At 60.9% G+C, this 16,483-nt stretch carries 14 protein-coding genes; 3 read left to right on the top strand and 11 right to left on the bottom strand.

Annotated elements, in window-relative coordinates; all coding sequences use genetic code 11:
• Window positions 1-44 precede the first annotated feature (44 nt).
• The 5 genes from hisD to LAC81_RS22945 all read right to left on the bottom strand — a co-directional run bounded on the left by hisD (window position 45) and on the right by LAC81_RS22945 (window position 6,321).
• Entirely contained in the window at window positions 45-1,370 is a 1,326-nt protein-coding gene (hisD, locus tag LAC81_RS22965; RefSeq protein ID WP_223729484.1) for a histidinol dehydrogenase, read from the bottom strand.
• Between the two features lie 113 nt (window positions 1,371-1,483).
• Window positions 1,484-2,260 carry an ABC transporter ATP-binding protein gene (locus LAC81_RS22960; RefSeq protein WP_223729483.1) on the bottom strand — a complete coding sequence of 259 codons (777 nt, stop codon included), beginning with the start codon at window positions 2,258-2,260 and terminating at the stop codon, window positions 1,484-1,486.
• The gene (locus LAC81_RS22955) at window positions 2,260-3,063 is read right to left on the bottom strand and encodes an ABC transporter permease (protein ID WP_223729482.1); all 804 of its coding nucleotides are present in this window, start codon (window positions 3,061-3,063) and stop codon (window positions 2,260-2,262) included. Before LAC81_RS22955 ends, LAC81_RS22960 begins: the two co-directional genes overlap by 1 nt.
• A gap of 189 nt (window positions 3,064-3,252) precedes the next feature.
• A complete protein-coding gene (locus LAC81_RS22950; RefSeq protein ID WP_223729481.1) occupies window positions 3,253-4,245 on the bottom strand; it encodes an ABC transporter substrate-binding protein in 993 nt (330 codons plus the stop codon).
• A gap of 72 nt (window positions 4,246-4,317) precedes the next feature.
• Complete coding sequence (locus tag LAC81_RS22945; protein WP_223729480.1) at window positions 4,318-6,321, bottom strand: N,N-dimethylformamidase beta subunit family domain-containing protein; 2,004 nt, start codon at window positions 6,319-6,321, stop codon at window positions 4,318-4,320.
• A 204-nt stretch (window positions 6,322-6,525) separates the two neighbouring features.
• Here LAC81_RS22945 and LAC81_RS22940 point away from each other — a divergent pair, with 204 nt between their 5' ends.
• Window positions 6,526-7,344: a helix-turn-helix transcriptional regulator gene (locus LAC81_RS22940; RefSeq protein ID WP_223729479.1), complete on the top strand. Its 819-nt coding sequence runs from the start codon at window positions 6,526-6,528 to the stop codon at window positions 7,342-7,344.
• 148 nt (window positions 7,345-7,492) lie between these two features.
• Window positions 7,493-8,032: a cysteine hydrolase family protein gene (locus LAC81_RS22935; protein WP_223729478.1), complete on the top strand. Its 540-nt coding sequence runs from the start codon at window positions 7,493-7,495 to the stop codon at window positions 8,030-8,032.
• A gap of 41 nt (window positions 8,033-8,073) precedes the next feature.
• Here the strand turns inward: LAC81_RS22935 and LAC81_RS22930 are convergent, their stop codons facing one another.
• From LAC81_RS22930 to LAC81_RS22915, 4 genes are all read right to left on the bottom strand, one after another.
• Window positions 8,074-8,865 (bottom strand): porin family protein, encoded by a 792-nt coding sequence (locus tag LAC81_RS22930; protein ID WP_223729477.1) that lies wholly within the window; start codon window positions 8,863-8,865, stop codon window positions 8,074-8,076.
• Between the two features lie 424 nt (window positions 8,866-9,289).
• Window positions 9,290-10,483, bottom strand: coding sequence for a carboxymuconolactone decarboxylase family protein (locus LAC81_RS22925; protein ID WP_223729476.1), 1,194 nt, complete (start codon window positions 10,481-10,483; stop codon window positions 9,290-9,292).
• A gap of 18 nt (window positions 10,484-10,501) precedes the next feature.
• Window positions 10,502-11,518 (bottom strand): zinc-dependent alcohol dehydrogenase family protein, encoded by a 1,017-nt coding sequence (locus LAC81_RS22920; RefSeq protein WP_223729475.1) that lies wholly within the window; start codon window positions 11,516-11,518, stop codon window positions 10,502-10,504.
• Between the two features lie 18 nt (window positions 11,519-11,536).
• The gene (locus LAC81_RS22915) at window positions 11,537-12,382 is read right to left on the bottom strand and encodes an SDR family oxidoreductase (RefSeq protein ID WP_223729474.1); all 846 of its coding nucleotides are present in this window, start codon (window positions 12,380-12,382) and stop codon (window positions 11,537-11,539) included.
• Between the two features lie 111 nt (window positions 12,383-12,493).
• Here LAC81_RS22915 and LAC81_RS22910 point away from each other — a divergent pair, with 111 nt between their 5' ends.
• Entirely contained in the window at window positions 12,494-13,399 is a 906-nt protein-coding gene (locus tag LAC81_RS22910) for a LysR family transcriptional regulator (RefSeq protein WP_223729473.1), read from the top strand.
• Window positions 13,400-13,525: 126 nt separating this feature from the next.
• Here the strand turns inward: LAC81_RS22910 and LAC81_RS22905 are convergent, their stop codons facing one another.
• Both LAC81_RS22905 and LAC81_RS22900 read right to left on the bottom strand, forming a co-directional pair.
• Window positions 13,526-14,128, bottom strand: coding sequence for a GNAT family N-acetyltransferase (locus LAC81_RS22905; protein ID WP_223729472.1), 603 nt, complete (start codon window positions 14,126-14,128; stop codon window positions 13,526-13,528).
• Window positions 14,129-14,867: 739 nt separating this feature from the next.
• Window positions 14,868-16,247: an enoyl ACP reductase FabMG family protein gene (locus tag LAC81_RS22900; protein ID WP_223729471.1), complete on the bottom strand. Its 1,380-nt coding sequence runs from the start codon at window positions 16,245-16,247 to the stop codon at window positions 14,868-14,870.
• Window positions 16,248-16,483 lie beyond the last annotated feature (236 nt).

Genomic DNA, 16,483 nt, shown 5'->3' with positions numbered 1-16,483 from the left:
CGTCGGCAGCCTGTTCGCGCGGGAACAGGCTGCTGGTCGCGACATCAGGTCATTGCGGCCAGGCGCAACGCTGAAACCGAATTGGCGTGGCCGTCGAAGCCTTCGTAGCGGCCGAGCGCTTCGGCATGCGGTGCGAACTGCCCGTAGGCTGCCTGTGATATGGAGGCGATCGACGTGCGCTTCATGAAGTCGAACACGGCAAGCGGAGAAGCGGTCTTTGCGGCGCCACCTGTCGGCAACACATGGCTTGGTCCCAGGACGAAATTGGCAATACCGATGGCCGAATGCGGCCCGAGCAGGACTTCTCCCGCATGACGGATGCGCGGCAGGTATTGCCAGGCGTTTTCGGCGAGTACGGCGAGATGCTCCGCGGCATAGTCGTTGATGAACGCGAAGGCCTCATCCTCGTTCGAAGCAATGACAATGCCGCCTTTGGCGCCGGTCAGCACGGTACGCGAGAAGGCAGCGCGATTGGCGGCCATCCTTGCCCAGTGCTCGGGAATTCGCTGCGCCACCTCATCGGCGAACCGCGCGTCTGCCGTCACCAGGAAGACCGAGGAGTCGGGGCCGTGCTCGGACTCGACACAGAGATCCATCGCCACCAGATCCGCCGAAACCGTCGAATCGGAGAAGATAAGCAGTTCGCTCGGCCCCGCCGGACTGCCGGGATCGATGATCGACGAGAGGACCTTTTTGGCAGCAACGACCCAAGGGCTTCCAGGACCGACGACTTTGGCGCATTTGGGCACCGTTTGCGTGCCGTATGCCACGGCGGCGATGCCCTGTGCGCCGCCACATTTGAACACGGCTTCGACCCCGGCGATTTCGGCGGCGATCAATGTCGCGGGATCGACGGAACCGTCCGGGCCCGGCGGTGTGATGACGACGACGTTTTCGACACCTGCGACCTTGGCCGGAATTGCTGTCATCAGCACGGAGCTTGGAAACGAACCCTTGCCACGCGGGACGTAACAGGCGACGGAATCGATCGGTGTCCAGCGATCGCCGACAATCACACCTCGGTGCGTCTCGTGTACCGACAGGGTGTCGGGCAATTGCTTTTCGTGGAAATGCCGGATGTTGTCGGCGGCAAAGCGGAGCGTCTCGATCAGTTCCGGATCGACCAGCGATCGTGCTGCGGCGAACTCCTGTGGTGTTGCCCTGATGTCCTTCGGCGACAGGTTTGCCTTGTCCAGCGTCCGGGCAAAATCGGCAAGGGCTTCATCGCCTCTTATGCGTACGTCTTCGATGATCGGAACGACGCGGTCGATGAAGGCGGTGATGTCGCTCTCGGCGCGCTGCAGCAGGTCGTTGCGCTGGTCCGGCGTCAGGTCTGACAGCCGATACATCGAGATCTTGGGGGTGGACATGACAGGCTCCTTGGAATTTGAGGGTAAGCGCCAGCGCCTCAAGAATCCCTGAGTGAACTTCGCCAGCAATGTCGTCGGGTCAGGGACGCCGGCTTAGCCGCCGGCAACCCTGGTCAGTGGTCGCGCATTTCCGACCGGATGCTGCCGAGGACGTCGGCCTGCAGGGCCGCGAACTCGGCGAGCCGATGCGTTTCCGGGCTTCTCGGGCGCGGGAGGGGCACATCGAAGATCTTCTTTATACGCCCTGGGTTGGAGGCCATCACGAAGATGCGGTCCGACAGGAAGACGGCTTCCTCCACGTCGTGCGTCACGAAGATGACCGTCAATTTCTCACGCTCCCAGACGCTGGTCAGCAATTCCTGCATCTGCACGCGCGTCAGGGCATCCAGGGCCCCGAAGGGTTCGTCCATCAAAAGGACCTTCGGCTTGTAGGAGAGCGCACGGGCGATCGCCACCCGCTGTTTCATGCCGCCGGAAAGCTGGGCCGGATAGCGGTCGGCGAAGGCTTCGAGGCCGACCAGCTTCAATTGTGCCATCGCCATGTCGCCGGTTTCCGATCGCGGATGGCCGGTCGCCTCGAGTGCGAACTCGACGTTCTTCTTCGCCGTCAGCCATGGCAGCAGCGTGTAGCTCTGGAACACCACCCCGCGGTCAGCGCCGGGTCCGAGAATGTCTGCGCCATCGACCTTCAACTCTCCCTCGTCGTGAGTTTGCAGACCGGCGATGATGGAGAGCAGCGTGCTCTTGCCGCAACCCGACGCGCCGACGAGCGAGATGAATTCGTTCTCCTGGACGGCCAAGGAGACATTGTCGAGAACCGTCAGGCGTTCCTTCTTGGAGCGGCTGGAGGCAAAGGTTTTCGTGAGGTCGCGAATGAGAAGCTTTTCCATCAATGTTTCCCCTCGTAGCGGAACATGCGCTTGCCGAGAAATTTCATGACCTGGTCGCAGATCAGCCCGAGAATGCCGAGCACCACGATGTAGCCGATGGCCGTGTCTGTCTGGAAATAGCGCTGCGCCACGGTGATGCGGTAGCCGAGGCCGCTGTTGGCGGCGACAAGTTCCGCAAGGACGACCCATGTCCAGGCCCAGCCGAGCGATACCCTGAGCGTGTCCCAGATCTGCGGCGCGGCGGAGGGCAGGATGATCCTGGTGACAATCTTGATGTCACTCAGGCCCACGGTTCTCCCAAATCCGATGAAATCCGGCGGTACGCGCTTGATGTTGTCCATGAACATCAGAGCCTGCTGAAAGAAGGTGCCGATCCAGATGATCAGGAACTTCTGGGTGTCGGACGTTCCGGTCCAGAGGATGGTCAGCGGAACGAAGGCGACGACGGGCATGTAGCGAATGAAGTCGAGAAACGGTTCGATCGCAGCGTCCCAGAACCTGTAGTTGCCGATGAGCACGCCCACGATGAGTGCCGTGACCGACGCGGCGATGAAGCCGACACCGATGCGGTAGACGCTGCTTGCGACGTCGCCTGCGAGCGTGCCATCGGCGGCAAGGCTCCAGAGCCGGGCAACGATGGCACCTGGCGAGGGGAGGAAGATCGGCCTTATCAGCCCGGCCTCCGCGATGCCCCACCAGAGCGCGAAGAAGATTGCAAACGAACATAGCGAGATGGTCGCATAGGTGGCGGGTGAGATCTCAGCCTGCATGCTGAGAATGGACTTCTTTCTTGGCTTGGCCATGGATAGCCGCGCTCCTGTCGTTTCTACTTGCAGGCAATATTTGCCCAGGAGGTATCTTGGCGATCGGGCGGCTGCACGCCGCAAAACGCGGCGAGCCCGTGGGCTCGCGGCAACCTGCTTCGCGTCTCTGAATTTCGCCCTTCGCCCGGCGAACAAGCTCTGTCGGCGGCGCCGACAGAGCTTTCGTCATCAGAGCGAGGAAAGGGCTGTCGTATCGATCGCGTCCTTGGCTTCGAAAGACTTGGTGATGAGGCCGAGGTCCGTGCTGGCGACATTGACGGCAGGGAAGGTTTTCGTTGCGAAATCCCCGGTCAGAAGCGCCTTGTTCTCCGCAAGCGTGTAGTAGTGAACACCTGCGAATGTCGTGCCGAGTTCGCTTGCATCGGATCCGACGCCCTTGGCGATGATCGCCTGGCATTCCGCCGGGTTCTTGTTGTAGGCGTCCACCGCGTCCCCCCAACTCTTTACCATTGCGCGGACCTGGCCGGGCCGTCCCTTGAGCGTTTCCTCCGTCACGACGAAGCAATCGCTGATGAGGCCGGGGCTTTCAGCGGCCGTGTAGAGGAGCGAAAGGCCGGGATCGGCCTTAAGCGCGGCCGAGATATAAGGCTCGTAGGTGACCATTGCGTCGGCCGAGCCCGAGAGGACTGCGGCCGCGGCCTGTGCCGCCGGCGTGTTGATTGTGGTGATGTCGTTCAGCGTCAGACCTGCCTTCTTCAGCGCGTCGGCAATAAGAAGATGGCTGGTCGAGCCCTGCTCGTAGGCAATGGACTTGCCCTTGAGGTCTGCAATGCTGGCGATGCTCTTCGGGCTGACGACGGCATCGGCCGTCGAGCTGAAATCTTCGAGAAGCACGATTTTGTAGTGGGCGCCCTGCTGCAGGTGCTGGAGTACGTTGTGCGTTGCGGCGTTCGTTGCCTGGACTTCGCCGCTCGCAAGGATTGCAAGGTCCGCCGCATCGTCCACGTAGGGCACGAACTCGACGCCTTCGAGCCCATTGGCGGTGAAGATGCCTTTCTCCTGGGCCACGTACCACATGCCATAGCCGATCCATGGCTGGATCGACATCTTGAAGACACCGGGTTCGACGGTAGCGCCGGCAAAGGCCTTCGAAGAGATGACGTAGGGTGCGGCGACGGCGCCGCCCATCAGCATCATGAGGTTGCGTCGGGAGATGTTCATTCTTTCGTTCCCTTTTATGTTGGCTGTTGCTTGAACCCGACCGGAGCGCCAATTCTCGGGCCGTGCGTGGGGCTAATTGCCGAATCCAGCGGCAAGATTTTTCATGATTTGTCCGACGGCGTTCTGAAGGCCCGGGCCTGGCAGTGCGCCGAGCCAGGCCACCGAACCGGTGCAGAATACGTGGCCGCCTCCCTTGTGACGATAGATCGTCATGTCGGCGCGGCGAAGGGTTTTGCGTTCGACGTCGCCATCGGCGAGCCAGACGTCGGGGCGAACCTGGAAGCTGTCATCGAAACCATCGGCAGTCGCGAGCACTACGAGGTTCGGAGGCGTCTCCTGTGAAGGGACCACCGCGTCGACTTCATATCCCGCAGCGCCTCCCAGCACCGTCCCGTCGTCTCCGATCGGCTCGTCGCCAATGCCCTCGAACAGCCAGGCGTAGCGGGGGTCGTGACTGCCTTCCATCCTCTGGTAGGGACGGGAATCACCGAAGCTCATGATGAGGTAGGTCACGCCCAAATAGGATTGCGGATTCGTAAGGCCACGGTCCTCCCAGGCGCCTCCGGGCTCGCCGGTGATCGACATGTGGGCTTCGCCCGGGCGACCGCTCCAGATGTCGCTCTTTACGCGCCTGAGTTCCATCGTTTCGCCCTCATAGGCGACAACCCAATAGAACCCGTTCCCGCCGAGATAGCCGAGGTTGCCGCCTGCATCGAGGTAATGGCGTATCGCAGCCATCATGGGCGTCGACCAATATTCCGGATGGCTTCCGGTCAGGATTGCCCGGTAGGGCGCAACGGCGTCCAATCCCTCTTCATGCAGGTCTCTGTCGGTGATGATGTCGATGGCGATGCCTTCTCTTGCGTAGAACTTGAGCAGTTGCAGATCGACGGGCAAAAGATGCGGGCTATTGGAAAGCGGGTAGTGATAGTCGTCGCGCACGGTTGCCTTCGGGCGCCGCGCCGATGTCAGGCTGACGCCGCTCAAGTCGCTGTGCACGTCGTAGAGGCACAGGAAATCGTTATCGATGGCGAACCGGTGCCCGCGATCGGTGCCGTGCCACGGATATCGGACGGGCGGCAGGCGTTCGTCGGCATAGGCAAGATAGGTCGCGGTTGACACCAGGAAGGCGAGTTTTGCCCCTGGCCGGCTTGGCCTGACAAAAAACGGTAGCCGTTCGACGCCCTGCCGGGTGGAGATCTCGACCGCAAAAACGCCGGACCGGGCCTCCGCAGGAATGTTGACCGTGAGATCGACGGTCCAGTCGAAGCCACCGAAATCGTCATCGTGGAGATGGATCGCATCGAACTGCGACGGATCGAGCCTCGGGTCATGGATCTCAGAGGTGAACCGGCGTGAGGCGACGGCGAAGCTCGGCATGTTATGGATAGTCAGGACACGATCGGCGTCTTCGTTGGAGCCAAGTTGACCGATCGGACCACGGGCCGGAAATTGCCAATGGTGTTCCTCTCCATCGACGAGAAGTCCGATGCGGCCGACACGGGCGTTCAGGGTTTTTTCGTTGTGTGAACCATCGGATCCGATGGCCACGAGCCCCGCACTTTCGCCGCGCGGCACCACGATACGGGCAAGGGTCTGTCCATCCCCGCCAAAAAGCGTTGCCTCGATCTCGTTGCCGAGGGTGCGGAGGCTGAGTTCGTACCAGCATTCGTTGGAAACTGCCGTAAACGGATGGCTGCCTTTACCCGTGTGAATGCTGAGTGCGCCAGCTTCGCCCAGCCATACCGACGCTCCTGCGAAACGGCAGACGGGCTTTTCACCCCGATTTTGTGTGAACAGTACCTCGAACCGCAATGCTGCCGCTTGCGAAACCGGCATTGCCGGCAGTTCGATCCATGAACCAAGATCGTAGTTGCGAACGGCAAAACCGTCACCATGCTTCCGGATCGGCCAAGCCATGACTTGGTGATCGTCGCGATCAATAGAAACGATGCGTATCGCTGCGTCGGCATCGACACAGGAGACGTGGACATTCGTTTCTGCGCCGGCTTTCACCGACCACGGCTCGACAAACCCGACAGCGGGCATGGCTGAATGGTTCAGCGTTCGTCTCATGGCGTTACCCCTTGGATGGTTGGCACTTTTAACCGTGCCTTTTTGCGGATTGGGGCGCGTGCCGGGCTCTTCGACAAAACCCGGATGCTTTAATAGCATCCGAACCTTCTATGTGAGCTTGGCGTCCATAACCCTTCCGTCTATGGTTTTGGACAATAAACTATCCTTGAGAGGGGCATGTATACCCCGGTGGGGGTACAGGGCATGAAAAACTCCCTTCTGAACGCTCTTGCCGCGACGCTCGAAGCCGTCGGCTCGGACGACTTCTATCCGGCGATGTGCGAGTACCTGCGGCAATGCCTGGAATTCGACAATGTAATCGCCATCGTCTTCGTGGGAACGAATGTCCCACACGTCGCCTATTCCAAGGCCTACGGCGCCGATGTCTTTCGCTATGTCGCCGAGCAATATCTTTCGGGCGCCTATCTGCTCGACCCAATTTACCACTTCCATTTGAAGCGGGGAGAGGAGGGGCTCTACAGGCTTCTGGACGTCGCGCCCGATCAGTTCCGCAGCAGCCGCTATTACAAATGGTATTACGGCCGGATCGGCATTTCCGACGAGATATCCGTCTTTCTGCCCATCAGCGCCAACGCCACAATCACCATATCGATGGGCAAGGATGGGTTGTCGGGCACATCGTTTTCGCAAAAGGCCGAAGATCATCTGCGACAGCACCAGCGCGTGATCCTCGCCCTATTGAAGGCGCACTGGGCCGCATTGGATGCGCCGGCGGTGCAGATCGCCGAGGCGACATCGATTACCGAGAGCCTGCGCGATGAGGTGCACCGACATCACAACATCAGCCTCAGTCCCCGGCAGGCAGAGGTTGCCCTGCTGATCCTGCAGGGACATTCCTCGCCGTCGGTCGCACTCCAGCTCGGCTTGAGTGCACAAACGGTAAAGGTGTTCCGCAAACAGCTTTACCAGCGATGCGGCATATCTTCTCAAGCCGAACTGTTCTCTTTGATGATGCCGCTTCTTCGACGGGTCAACGCGCCCAGGATCCCGGTGGGTCGCTAGCGCGCTGGCCTGTTCGATGGTGAAGCTCGTTCGCCCGACTGCGGTTCGCGGAAACATCGGCTTCTGAATGCAAAAATGTGGAGGTTGTAACGGCAGGTGGACGACGACTATTGTCTCGCAGTCAGGCCGGAAGAGGAGGGGACAAAGAGTGTCTTACGCAGTTGATTTGGACGTCGAGGATTCCGCGTTGTTGATCATGCACTACCAGGCTGACGTCTTTTCGATCCTGGCAAACGAAATTCCAGCGGATCTGCTCGACCGTACCAACTCGCTCATTGCGAAGTGGCGCAGTACACGAAACCCCACGATCTTCGCAAACTTCGCGATCGACTATGAGACGCCCTGCGAAAACAATATGTTGATCAGCAACATCAAGAAGACCGGGTTCTTTCGCGACCCGGCGCCTGCAGCCGGGCTTGATGTGACTGAAGGCGACTGGCGATACGCCTGTCCGCGCGCCAACGTGTTTCATGGCACCACTTTGCACCACGATCTGCAGGCAAAGGGCATCAAGACGCTGATCATGGCCGGGATCGCCAGCAGCGGCGTCCTGTTCTCCAGCGTGGGATGGGCAAGCGATGCAGATTACAAGATCTACATTGCGCGTGATTGCTGTTTTGACCCAGACACAGCAGCGAACGAGGCACTATTCCGGACGAGCTTCGCCACGCGGGCGACCATCATCTAGATCGCCGCTCTCTCAACTCACTGCGCGTTCAGTTCGGCCGGCTAGAACCGCACGGTGAGACCCAGGATAGGGCCCTGCTGAACTGCGTCGAACACGAAGCCGTCTTTGCTGTAGTCGACGCCGAGTGCCCGGTAACCCGCCTCGGCGGAAATCTTGTCGCTGAACCGGTAGCCAATTGCCGCAGCGACATCCCAGTCAAGGTCCGCTCCGCCGGCGCCGACCAAGCCCCACCCCGTCAGATAGATTTCCGGCGTAATTGAATAGGTGCCGCGAAAGCCGGCCAGGCCGTCGACCCAGGTCGCGTCATCCTTTCTGGATACGCCGTCGAGGACCCCACCGTGGAAGGAAAACTCACTTTCGACCGACCAGACACGCAAACCGGCCGCAATGTCCACGCGCGCTTGACTGTCTTCATAGATTGTGTATCCGGCCCCAAGGAACCCGGCAAAAGTCTGGGTCGAGAGGTCGACACTGTTGGCAAGAATGCCTCTGGGCGTACCGCGTTGACCCGATATCTTCGTGTACATCAGGTCGGTGAAGATGCTGTAGTCCCCATAGCGGGCCTCCCCGATAGCCATCGCGGCAAAATCGAGGTGGTCGAAGATGTCGCTGAAGCTCGCGTTGATATGGGCTTCCGGCAGGCCGAACTGCGCAACGTCTCCCGAAAGTCCGGCTGCCCAGAAATAGGGCGAGAATGCGAAGGTCCAGCCGCTCTCGGTCGTGACCTGCTTGAGCTCAGGTGTCATCGGCGAATAGATGTCCGCGGCCATGGCGCTGCCGGCTAGCAGACAGGTCCCGATGGCTGCCAGAATTGGAATGCGGCAAGTTCTCATGTTTCCCCCAATATGCGTGAGTGCATGCTCAGTTCGAAGGCGTGTCCATGCCTGCCTCCCATGTGCTTCCTTTGGGGGCAGCAGCATCCTCTCCTCTCAGTGATAACTAATATAGAAAAAGAGGAAAGCATAGGTGGTAGTATCACGTAGGCATCCGTCGATACCGTTGAATGATGTTTTTCGCGCTGCTCAATCGCCGTGCCGCCCGCGGGATACTTACGAACCGGCAATCCCGCCTTGATGAGACCGTCAATGAAGTGCTTTTGACCGGCGGGGCGATGGATGCGCAACGCAACCTAGCCTTGAGGAAGCCCAGTCGCTGCGCGCCAAACCATGATCGGCTTCCTCGACGATGCAAACGGGGGGCATTTATCGTTACGGATGACCGCAGCCCGGTATCGCAGGCTGCGGGTCGTGCGCGGCTTCAATCCGTGGCCTGCCCAGCGAGGTAGTGTTCGTCCGTAACCTTTTCCATCCAGGTGACCGCAACGCCATTCAGTGCTTCGGCCACCGCAAAGTGGGTCATCGGTTCAGTGGCGGATGCGCCATGCCAATGCTTCACCGATGGCGGGATCCAGACGACATCGCCGGGACCGATCGCTGTGGCGGGCCCACCCGCCTTCTGCACCCAACCGCGGCCGGAGACGATGTAGAGTGTCTGTCCCAGTGGATGCGTGTGCCAGGCCGTTCGGGCGCCGGCCGCAAACGATACCGTTGCGCCCCCGATCCGCGCAGGTGCCTGGCCCTGGTAGTGGCCGGAGATCTGCACCTCTCCCGAAAAGTAGTCGCTCGATCCCGTTGCTGGAGTGGAGTTTGCCCTGATGACCTTGAGATCCGCCGATGTATTGCCGCTCGCAGCAGCGCGACTGGCGAACACCCGCTCCAGCACCGGAACCGCCGACATCGCCCGCGGCCAGCCGGCATAAAAGCCGAGATGGGTGGCGACCTCGGCGACTTCGGTGCGCCTCAGTCCGTTGTCCATGGCGCGGTTGGCATGAAACGGCAATTGCTCCGGTTGGCCGATGGCGATCAGCGCAGCCATGGTCACGAGGCTGCGGTCCCGGGCGCTCAGGTCCGGACGGGTCCACAGGTCGCCGAACAGCACGCGGTTCGTCAGTTCGGCGAGTGCCGGCGCAGTCGGCTCGACGTTGGCCTGAACCGTATCGCGCCGGGCGGCTTCCGCTTCCGGATCCAGTTCGAGGCGCGTCGCATCGCTGCCTTCCACCGGTCCGATCTTGCGTTCGTCGAAGATCTTCTTCGTTTCTGTGACGGCCGTCATCGCATTTGGCCAGCCGGTATAGAAGGCGAGCTGGGTGATGAGCTCGCCGATCTCCTCGGGCTTCACGCCATTGTCCAGCGCCCGGCCAACGTGATGGCCGACCTGAGCCGTCTTTCCAGTGGCGACAAGGGCGGCGACGGTGATCAGGCTGCGATCGCGCGGAGCGAGATCGGCTCTCGTCCATATGTCTCCGAACAAAACCTCATCGGTGAAAATGCCGAGGCCAGGTGCGATGTTGTAAACGCTCTCGGGCGCGACGCGTGGGCGTCGCTTGTCCTCGGCCTCGGCGCCCGTAGCCGCAAGGGCAGAGATTGCGAGGGTGGCGGCAACCTTTTTCATGAAAACGTCCTTGTTTTGTCAAACCCGCAGCAGGGTCTTGATGGCACGGCGTTCGTCCATGGCGCGGTAGCCTTCCGCGACGTCGGCAAGCGGGAGTTCGAGATCGAAGACCTTGCCGGGGTTGATGGTCCGGTCGAGGACGAGGTCCATCAGGTCGGGCAGGAAGCGGCGGACAGGGGCGGGGCCTCCAAGAAGGCTCTTCTGGGCAAAGAACAGTTTTTGCCCGTCGAGCTGCACCCCGTGCGGCACGCCGACAAAACCGATCCTGCCGCCAGGGCGGGCGCAGTTCATCGCCTGCGTCATCGCCTCCTGAGTGCCGACGCATTCGAGCACCGCCTCGGCGCCGACGCCGTCGGTCAGTTCCTTGATGCGGGCAACGCCATCATCGCCTCTCTCGGAAACGATGTCCGTTGCGCCGAACTCGAGAGCGAGATCCTGTCGGGTCTTGTGTCGGCTCATTGCAATGATCCTGGCCGCACCCATGTGCTTGGCGGCAAGAACGCCCATGAGGCCGACTGCACCGTCGCCGACGACCGCGGCGGTCGAGCCCTCCTGCACGCCGGCGGCGAAGGCCGCGTACCAGCCGGTGCCGAGAACGTCCGAGGTCGCAAGCAGGCTCGGGATCAGGTCGTCGGCGGGAAGCTCGGCCGTGGCGACGAGTGTTCCGTCGGCCAACGGGATGCGCGCCAGCGGCGCCTGTGCCCCCGTCATGAATTCGCGCTGCTCGCAGGAAGACTGAAAGCCGAAGCGGCAATGCGGGCAGGTGTTGTCCGAAAGGCAGAAGGAGCCGACGACGAACTGGCCTGGCCGCACGGTCCTTACCGCGCTGCCGACCTCTTCGACGATTCCGCAATATTCATGGCCCATGGCCAAGGGTGCTGTGACCTCGTTCGCACCCCGATAAGGCCAGAGATCAGAGCCACAGATGCACGTGGCGGACAGACGGATGATGGCATCGGTCGGCTTGAGGATCTTCGGTTCCGCCACTTCCTCGCAACGGACGTCGCCGGGACCGTAAAGAATGGTTGCGCGCATTGGTGATAATCCTTGTGTCTAAGCGGATGGATCGGGAGTTCTCGGCGCGAGTTCGCCGTACCAGAAGGATGCGGTCACGCCGCCATCGATCAGGAAGTCGCTGCCCGTGATGAAGGCGCCGTCCGGTCCCATCAGCACTGCGGCCAGGTTGGCTATCTCGTCCGGCGTTCCGGCGCGGCCTGCCGGTGACAGGGCGATCATGCGGCGATAACCTTCGCCACGCGGGCCGTTCAGTTCGTCCTTGGCAAGGGGTGTGATGACGATGCCGGGGCTGATCGTATTGATCCGCGCGCCCCGCTCTCCCCATCGAGCCGCCTCTGCCTTCACGCGCAGGGCATTGCCGCGCTTCGAGATCTGATAGGCGGCCAGCGGATCGACAATCCGTTCCGCCGCAAGCATGGGCAGGTCCAGCAGTTCGTCGACTGGCGTCGTCGCCAGCGCCTTGTCCTGGTCGGTGGTCAATGCGGGCAGGCGATGGCCGGACATCGAGGCGATGACGACGCCGGAACCGCCTGCCGAGATCACCTTGCCGAATTCTTCCAGAACGACGGCCGTGCCGTAGAGGTCCACCTTGAGGATGGTCGCGGGTGATGCCTGCGAGGGGGAGACGCCGGCTGCATGGATGACGGCGGTAACACTGCCGATCCGCGTAGCCGCATCGGCCAACGCTCGCACCGAGGCACGCGACGAGATGTCGACGACGCCCGTACTCACATCGAAACCGGCATCGCTCAAAACCGTCGCGGCAAGATCGGCGTTTTCCTGGCGCAGATCCGCGAGCAACACATGCTTGCCGGCGCTGACACGGCGAGCGATCGCCTGCCCGATCGAACCGGCGCCGATGACGACGACGACGTCTTTCATGTTGGCTCCTGTCATGCCTCGGGCTTTCGCCCCGTCATCGACAAGTTAGCTCTGGCGATAGAAATCCATTAGATGCTAAGTTCGGCATGAACCTATATTCTGGATTCATGAATGAAGCGGGACGAACTCGGCGATCTCATGGCGTTCCTGGCGGTTGCGGATGAGCGAAGCTTCACGCGCGCCGCAGCGCAGCTCGGCACATCGCAATCCTCTTTGAGCCACACGGTGCGGCGCCTGGAGGAGCGGATGGGCGTGCGGCTTCTGAGGCGCACGACACGCAGCGTCTCGCCGACGGATGCCGGCGAACAACTCCTCGAAACCTTGCGTCCGGCTTTCAGCGACATCCGCAGCCGGATCGACGCCTTGAGCGCGATGCGTCAGCGGCCCGGCGGCACGATCCGCATCACGTCAAGCCGCCATGCGGCCGAGACGATAATGATGCCGGCCGTCAAACGCCTGATGGCCGACTATCCTGAGATCAATGTCGAACTCTCGATCGAGCAGCGACTGGTCGATCTCGTTGCTGAACGGTTCGATGCGGGCGTGCGTTTGGGAGAGCGCGTCGAGAAGGATATGATCGCGGTCCGGATCGGGCCGGATCTTCGCATGGTCGTTGCCGGCTCGCCGGAGTACTTCAAACACCATCCGAAGCCTCAGACGCCCCACGATCTGATGCACCACGCCTGCTTGAACCTGCGCCTGCCGACGCTCGGCGGTCTCTATGCGTGGGAGTTCGAGAAGGATGGGCGACCCTTGAACGTCCGTGTCGACGGCCAGTTCACCTCGAATGACGTTCCCATGATCATCGATGCGGCCTTGAGCGGCCTTGGACTGACATGCCTGCCGGACGATCATCTGGAGCCGCTGGTGCGTGCGAAGAAGCTGGTCAAGGTGCTGGAGGAGTGGACGCCGCCATTCCCGGGATACCATCTCTATTATCCGAGCCGAAGGCTCGCATCCCCTGCCTTCGGGCTTCTCGTCGAGGCCCTGCGCTACCGCGAAGAGCGGGTGGCTTGAGGCCCATTGACCGGATCGTTGGGGGGACTGTTCGCGCCGGTAGCAGCCGGTATTTATGCGTTGCCGATCCGTCGGGAATAGGTTGGCACCACCGGAGCGGAAGAATAGCGGCTCCCGCCGATGGACCTAGCGATTGTCCGAGGGATGAAGTGGTTTGATCAGCAGCACCCAATTTTCCGTGTCGGCCTTCCAGCCTTCCTTCACGCAGGCGCGCGTTGCCACTTCCTCGTAGCCATTCCGCTCGTACAGCCGTCTGGCGCCGATATTGTTGTCGGCGACTATGACACTCATCCGCGGGAGCGCCTGATCCCGCGCTATCTGTTCCGCCAGCTTGAGCAGACGTGAACCAAGCCCTTGTCCTCGGTGCTCGGGATAGCAGGCCAACACATTGACATACCAACTGTCAGGTGCCTGGTTTTCCAATTCTTGAAGCGGCCGGAACAGTGCGGGGAAATCATCGGCAATCGGCTCGGGTTCGGAGCCGATTGGATAGCCCGTCAGGCTGGCTACGGCGCCATCTCCAAAGTCCACGACCACGATCTGGCCTTCGCGCACCCTTTCTGCTTGCCGGCCGCGACCGACTTCCCAAGGGTCCTGACCGTCCCTTGCAAGTCCCTCCCAGATGTACAGAGGCAAGCCTTGGCCGGCAAAGTTGACCAGATCGGCCAACGCCCTTGCATCAGCCTCCCTGGCAACGCGGAGCGGCGCCTCAAGCTCAAGCTCTATCATTGGAAACCTCCGGAATGTACTGGCGGAGAACTATCATAAGCGGTTTTAGGTTCGTCAGGGAGGGGCGTCACCGAATCGCGTGGATCGGCTATGTCAGCCCGCAAGCGGGACCTTTGGCGCGCCGATCGGCCACGCAGCAATCTCGGGCCATTGGGTCGGCAATTCCTGAAGCGTCGATGATGACGGTGTGATTTGGAGTTCGCTTACCCGGCGCCTTGGGAAACATTTGGGAACCAGATGCCTTCGGCGCCACGCCATCCGGCAGCCGGAATGTCGCATCTTCGATCAAACTCGCCGACAGGTGCCTGGCGTACACAATTTTCGGAGGTTCGGAATTTGTGGCCCCCAATCCGTGCGGTGTTCGCTTCCGCATGGGCGATCGCGCATGTGGAGAGGGTCAGCACCGTCAGGACGCACAGGGTACTCTTCGACATGCTGCGATCCTCCGTTGTTTTAGTAGATGCTTAATCTACATCAGATGGAGGAGGCGGGCCTATAGTCATTCCGAACTAATACCGAGGAATCATGCCTCTGCCGAGTGCGGACCATGTAATGTCCGTCGGAAATGCTTGCAGAATTCATCCTCCGGAATTCAGCGAAATCTATCTGCCTGGGAGAACCAGACCGAGATGATCATGCCCTTCCCGGGAATAGAGACACATGTGCTGATATTGGCACAATACTCCCGGGCCATTGCAGGTCCGGGAGTTACTGGCTTGCGCGCCAGGCTGGGAAGTTTTCAGGCCACTTCGAGCTGAGAGTCTTTCGAGCCTTCCGCGATCGACGGCGCAGAAGGCTTCCACTGCAGGTGGGAAGCATTGAGGCGGCGCGCCACGATGTCGTGGCTGAGCCACTGGGTGGGGCCGGAAGGTTCCGAAGACTCACCGAAAATGAGCTGCCCCGTGGCTTCTACGACGAGAGCACTGAGGAGGTCGCTGATCATAACCTTGCCGTCGCGATGCATCTGCGTGATTTCGTTGGACGTGCCGATCGTCAGGTCGGATTGTTCCTGGCTGTTCGCCATCGGCCACGCGGAGAAGTCGTAGAACGGACGCATGACCTCGTTAGCCTGCATGTCGGTGATCTTCTGGAACACGTCCTTCATCGTGAAGCCGTCTGCGAGAAGCTGTTCGCAGGCCTGCCACTGGTGCTCTGCCCATGGGCCGCCGTTCTCTTTCTTCAAGGCAAGCAACAGCGGTATCAGCGGAAGCTCGATACCTGTGAAAACGTCGGAGGAATTGGTCCGGATTTCGGGGCAGTTGTAGACGGTTGCCTTGATGCCCGCTGCCCAGGCGTCCTGCGCGAAGCCTTCGAGCCGCATCTTGGCGTAACCTTGCGTGTAGTTCGTGTAGGTCTGCCAACGGTAGCTCCCGTCGATCAGCACGGCCGTTCCATGGTATCCGTAAGCCGTATAGCGGACCTGGCCGCCCGATGCCTCTACGCGTTCCCGGATCGCTGCGCTGGATTCGATGAGGTGCCGGAAGGTGATCGCGGAGACTTCGTCGAAATTCTGCAGGATGAGCTTGCCCATATCGCTGTCGAGCAGGGCCTGCGAGGACATGTGGCGGGCACCACGACCCTTGTAGATCCGGTTGGCAATGACCAGGAAGACCTTCGCCTTCGGGATGCCTCCGGCCATCGTATGCGCGAAAAAGACGTTGCGTCCGTTGGCGATCATTCCATCGAGAACGACCATGACCTGCTTGAGCGAATTTGTGAACCGCTGGGTGGCGATGTCCCGGCACTGCTTGATGTAGTCCCAGTCGAGCTTGTCGTCCTGCCAGCTCTCCAGCGTCATGTCTGCGAGCAGGTCGGTCGGCGTTGGGCCGCCGGCCGGAGCGTCGAGATCGAAGCCGGCCATCACAGGGATGTTGATGATCTTGCCGCCCAGCCGCTCTTCGGCGGCGGCGAGTTCCTCGGCGTCCAGCGGTCGCAGCGCGTTGTTCTCGTCGCGCCGTCCGACCGTGATCCCCACGATTTCCATGCCCGCCCGGCGGGCTTCGTCAAGCAAGCCAGTCGCGTATCCGCGACCGAACAATTCGCCGAAGAGGACGAAAACATCTCCTTTGCGAAAGACGCTGTTTTCGGCAAGTCGGTTCAATGCGATCGGGTTTTCCATACTGTCAGCTCTTTGGTCCGTTAGTCGTCGAGCGATGACTCAGACGAATTTTGATCGTCACATGACCACACTGGCCCAGAATAGGAAGTCATATTACGTGACGGTTCATTTCAAAACGTGAAGACCCGCAGGGATTTCCCGTTAACTGGCGGGGACAAAAGAGCTGTTGCCGGACCGTTGAGATGGGCGTGCCGATGCCGAAATCGCTCGGAGGAGCCGACCTAGTGACCCAATGG

Source organism: Ensifer adhaerens, assembly GCF_020035535.1.
GTDB lineage: Bacteria > Pseudomonadota > Alphaproteobacteria > Rhizobiales > Rhizobiaceae > Ensifer.
The sequence above is the reverse complement of the archived record's forward strand: the minus strand, read 5'-3'. Positions and strand labels throughout refer to the sequence as shown.

Bases quoted from the DNA above. Each gene is read 5' to 3' on its own strand.
- hisD (WP_223729484.1), bottom strand. From the start codon at position 1,370: ATGTCCACCCCCAAGATCTCGATGTATCGGCTGTCAGACCTGACGCCG.
- LAC81_RS22960 (WP_223729483.1), bottom strand. From the start codon at position 2,260: ATGGAAAAGCTTCTCATTCGCGACCTCACGAAAACCTTTGCCTCCAGC.
- LAC81_RS22955 (WP_223729482.1), bottom strand. From the start codon at position 3,063: ATGGCCAAGCCAAGAAAGAAGTCCATTCTCAGCATGCAGGCTGAGATC.
- LAC81_RS22950 (WP_223729481.1), bottom strand. From the start codon at position 4,245: ATGAACATCTCCCGACGCAACCTCATGATGCTGATGGGCGGCGCCGTC.
- LAC81_RS22945 (WP_223729480.1), bottom strand. From the start codon at position 6,321: ATGAGACGAACGCTGAACCATTCAGCCATGCCCGCTGTCGGGTTTGTC.
- LAC81_RS22940 (WP_223729479.1), top strand. From the start codon at position 6,526: ATGAAAAACTCCCTTCTGAACGCTCTTGCCGCGACGCTCGAAGCCGTC.
- LAC81_RS22930 (WP_223729477.1), bottom strand. From the start codon at position 8,865: ATGAGAACTTGCCGCATTCCAATTCTGGCAGCCATCGGGACCTGTCTG.
- LAC81_RS22925 (WP_223729476.1), bottom strand. From the start codon at position 10,483: ATGAAAAAGGTTGCCGCCACCCTCGCAATCTCTGCCCTTGCGGCTACG.
- LAC81_RS22920 (WP_223729475.1), bottom strand. From the start codon at position 11,518: ATGCGCGCAACCATTCTTTACGGTCCCGGCGACGTCCGTTGCGAGGAA.
- LAC81_RS22915 (WP_223729474.1), bottom strand. From the start codon at position 12,382: ATGAAAGACGTCGTCGTCGTCATCGGCGCCGGTTCGATCGGGCAGGCG.
- LAC81_RS22910 (WP_223729473.1), top strand. From the start codon at position 12,494: ATGAAGCGGGACGAACTCGGCGATCTCATGGCGTTCCTGGCGGTTGCG.
- LAC81_RS22905 (WP_223729472.1), bottom strand. From the start codon at position 14,128: ATGATAGAGCTTGAGCTTGAGGCGCCGCTCCGCGTTGCCAGGGAGGCT.
- LAC81_RS22900 (WP_223729471.1), bottom strand. From the start codon at position 16,247: ATGGAAAACCCGATCGCATTGAACCGACTTGCCGAAAACAGCGTCTTT.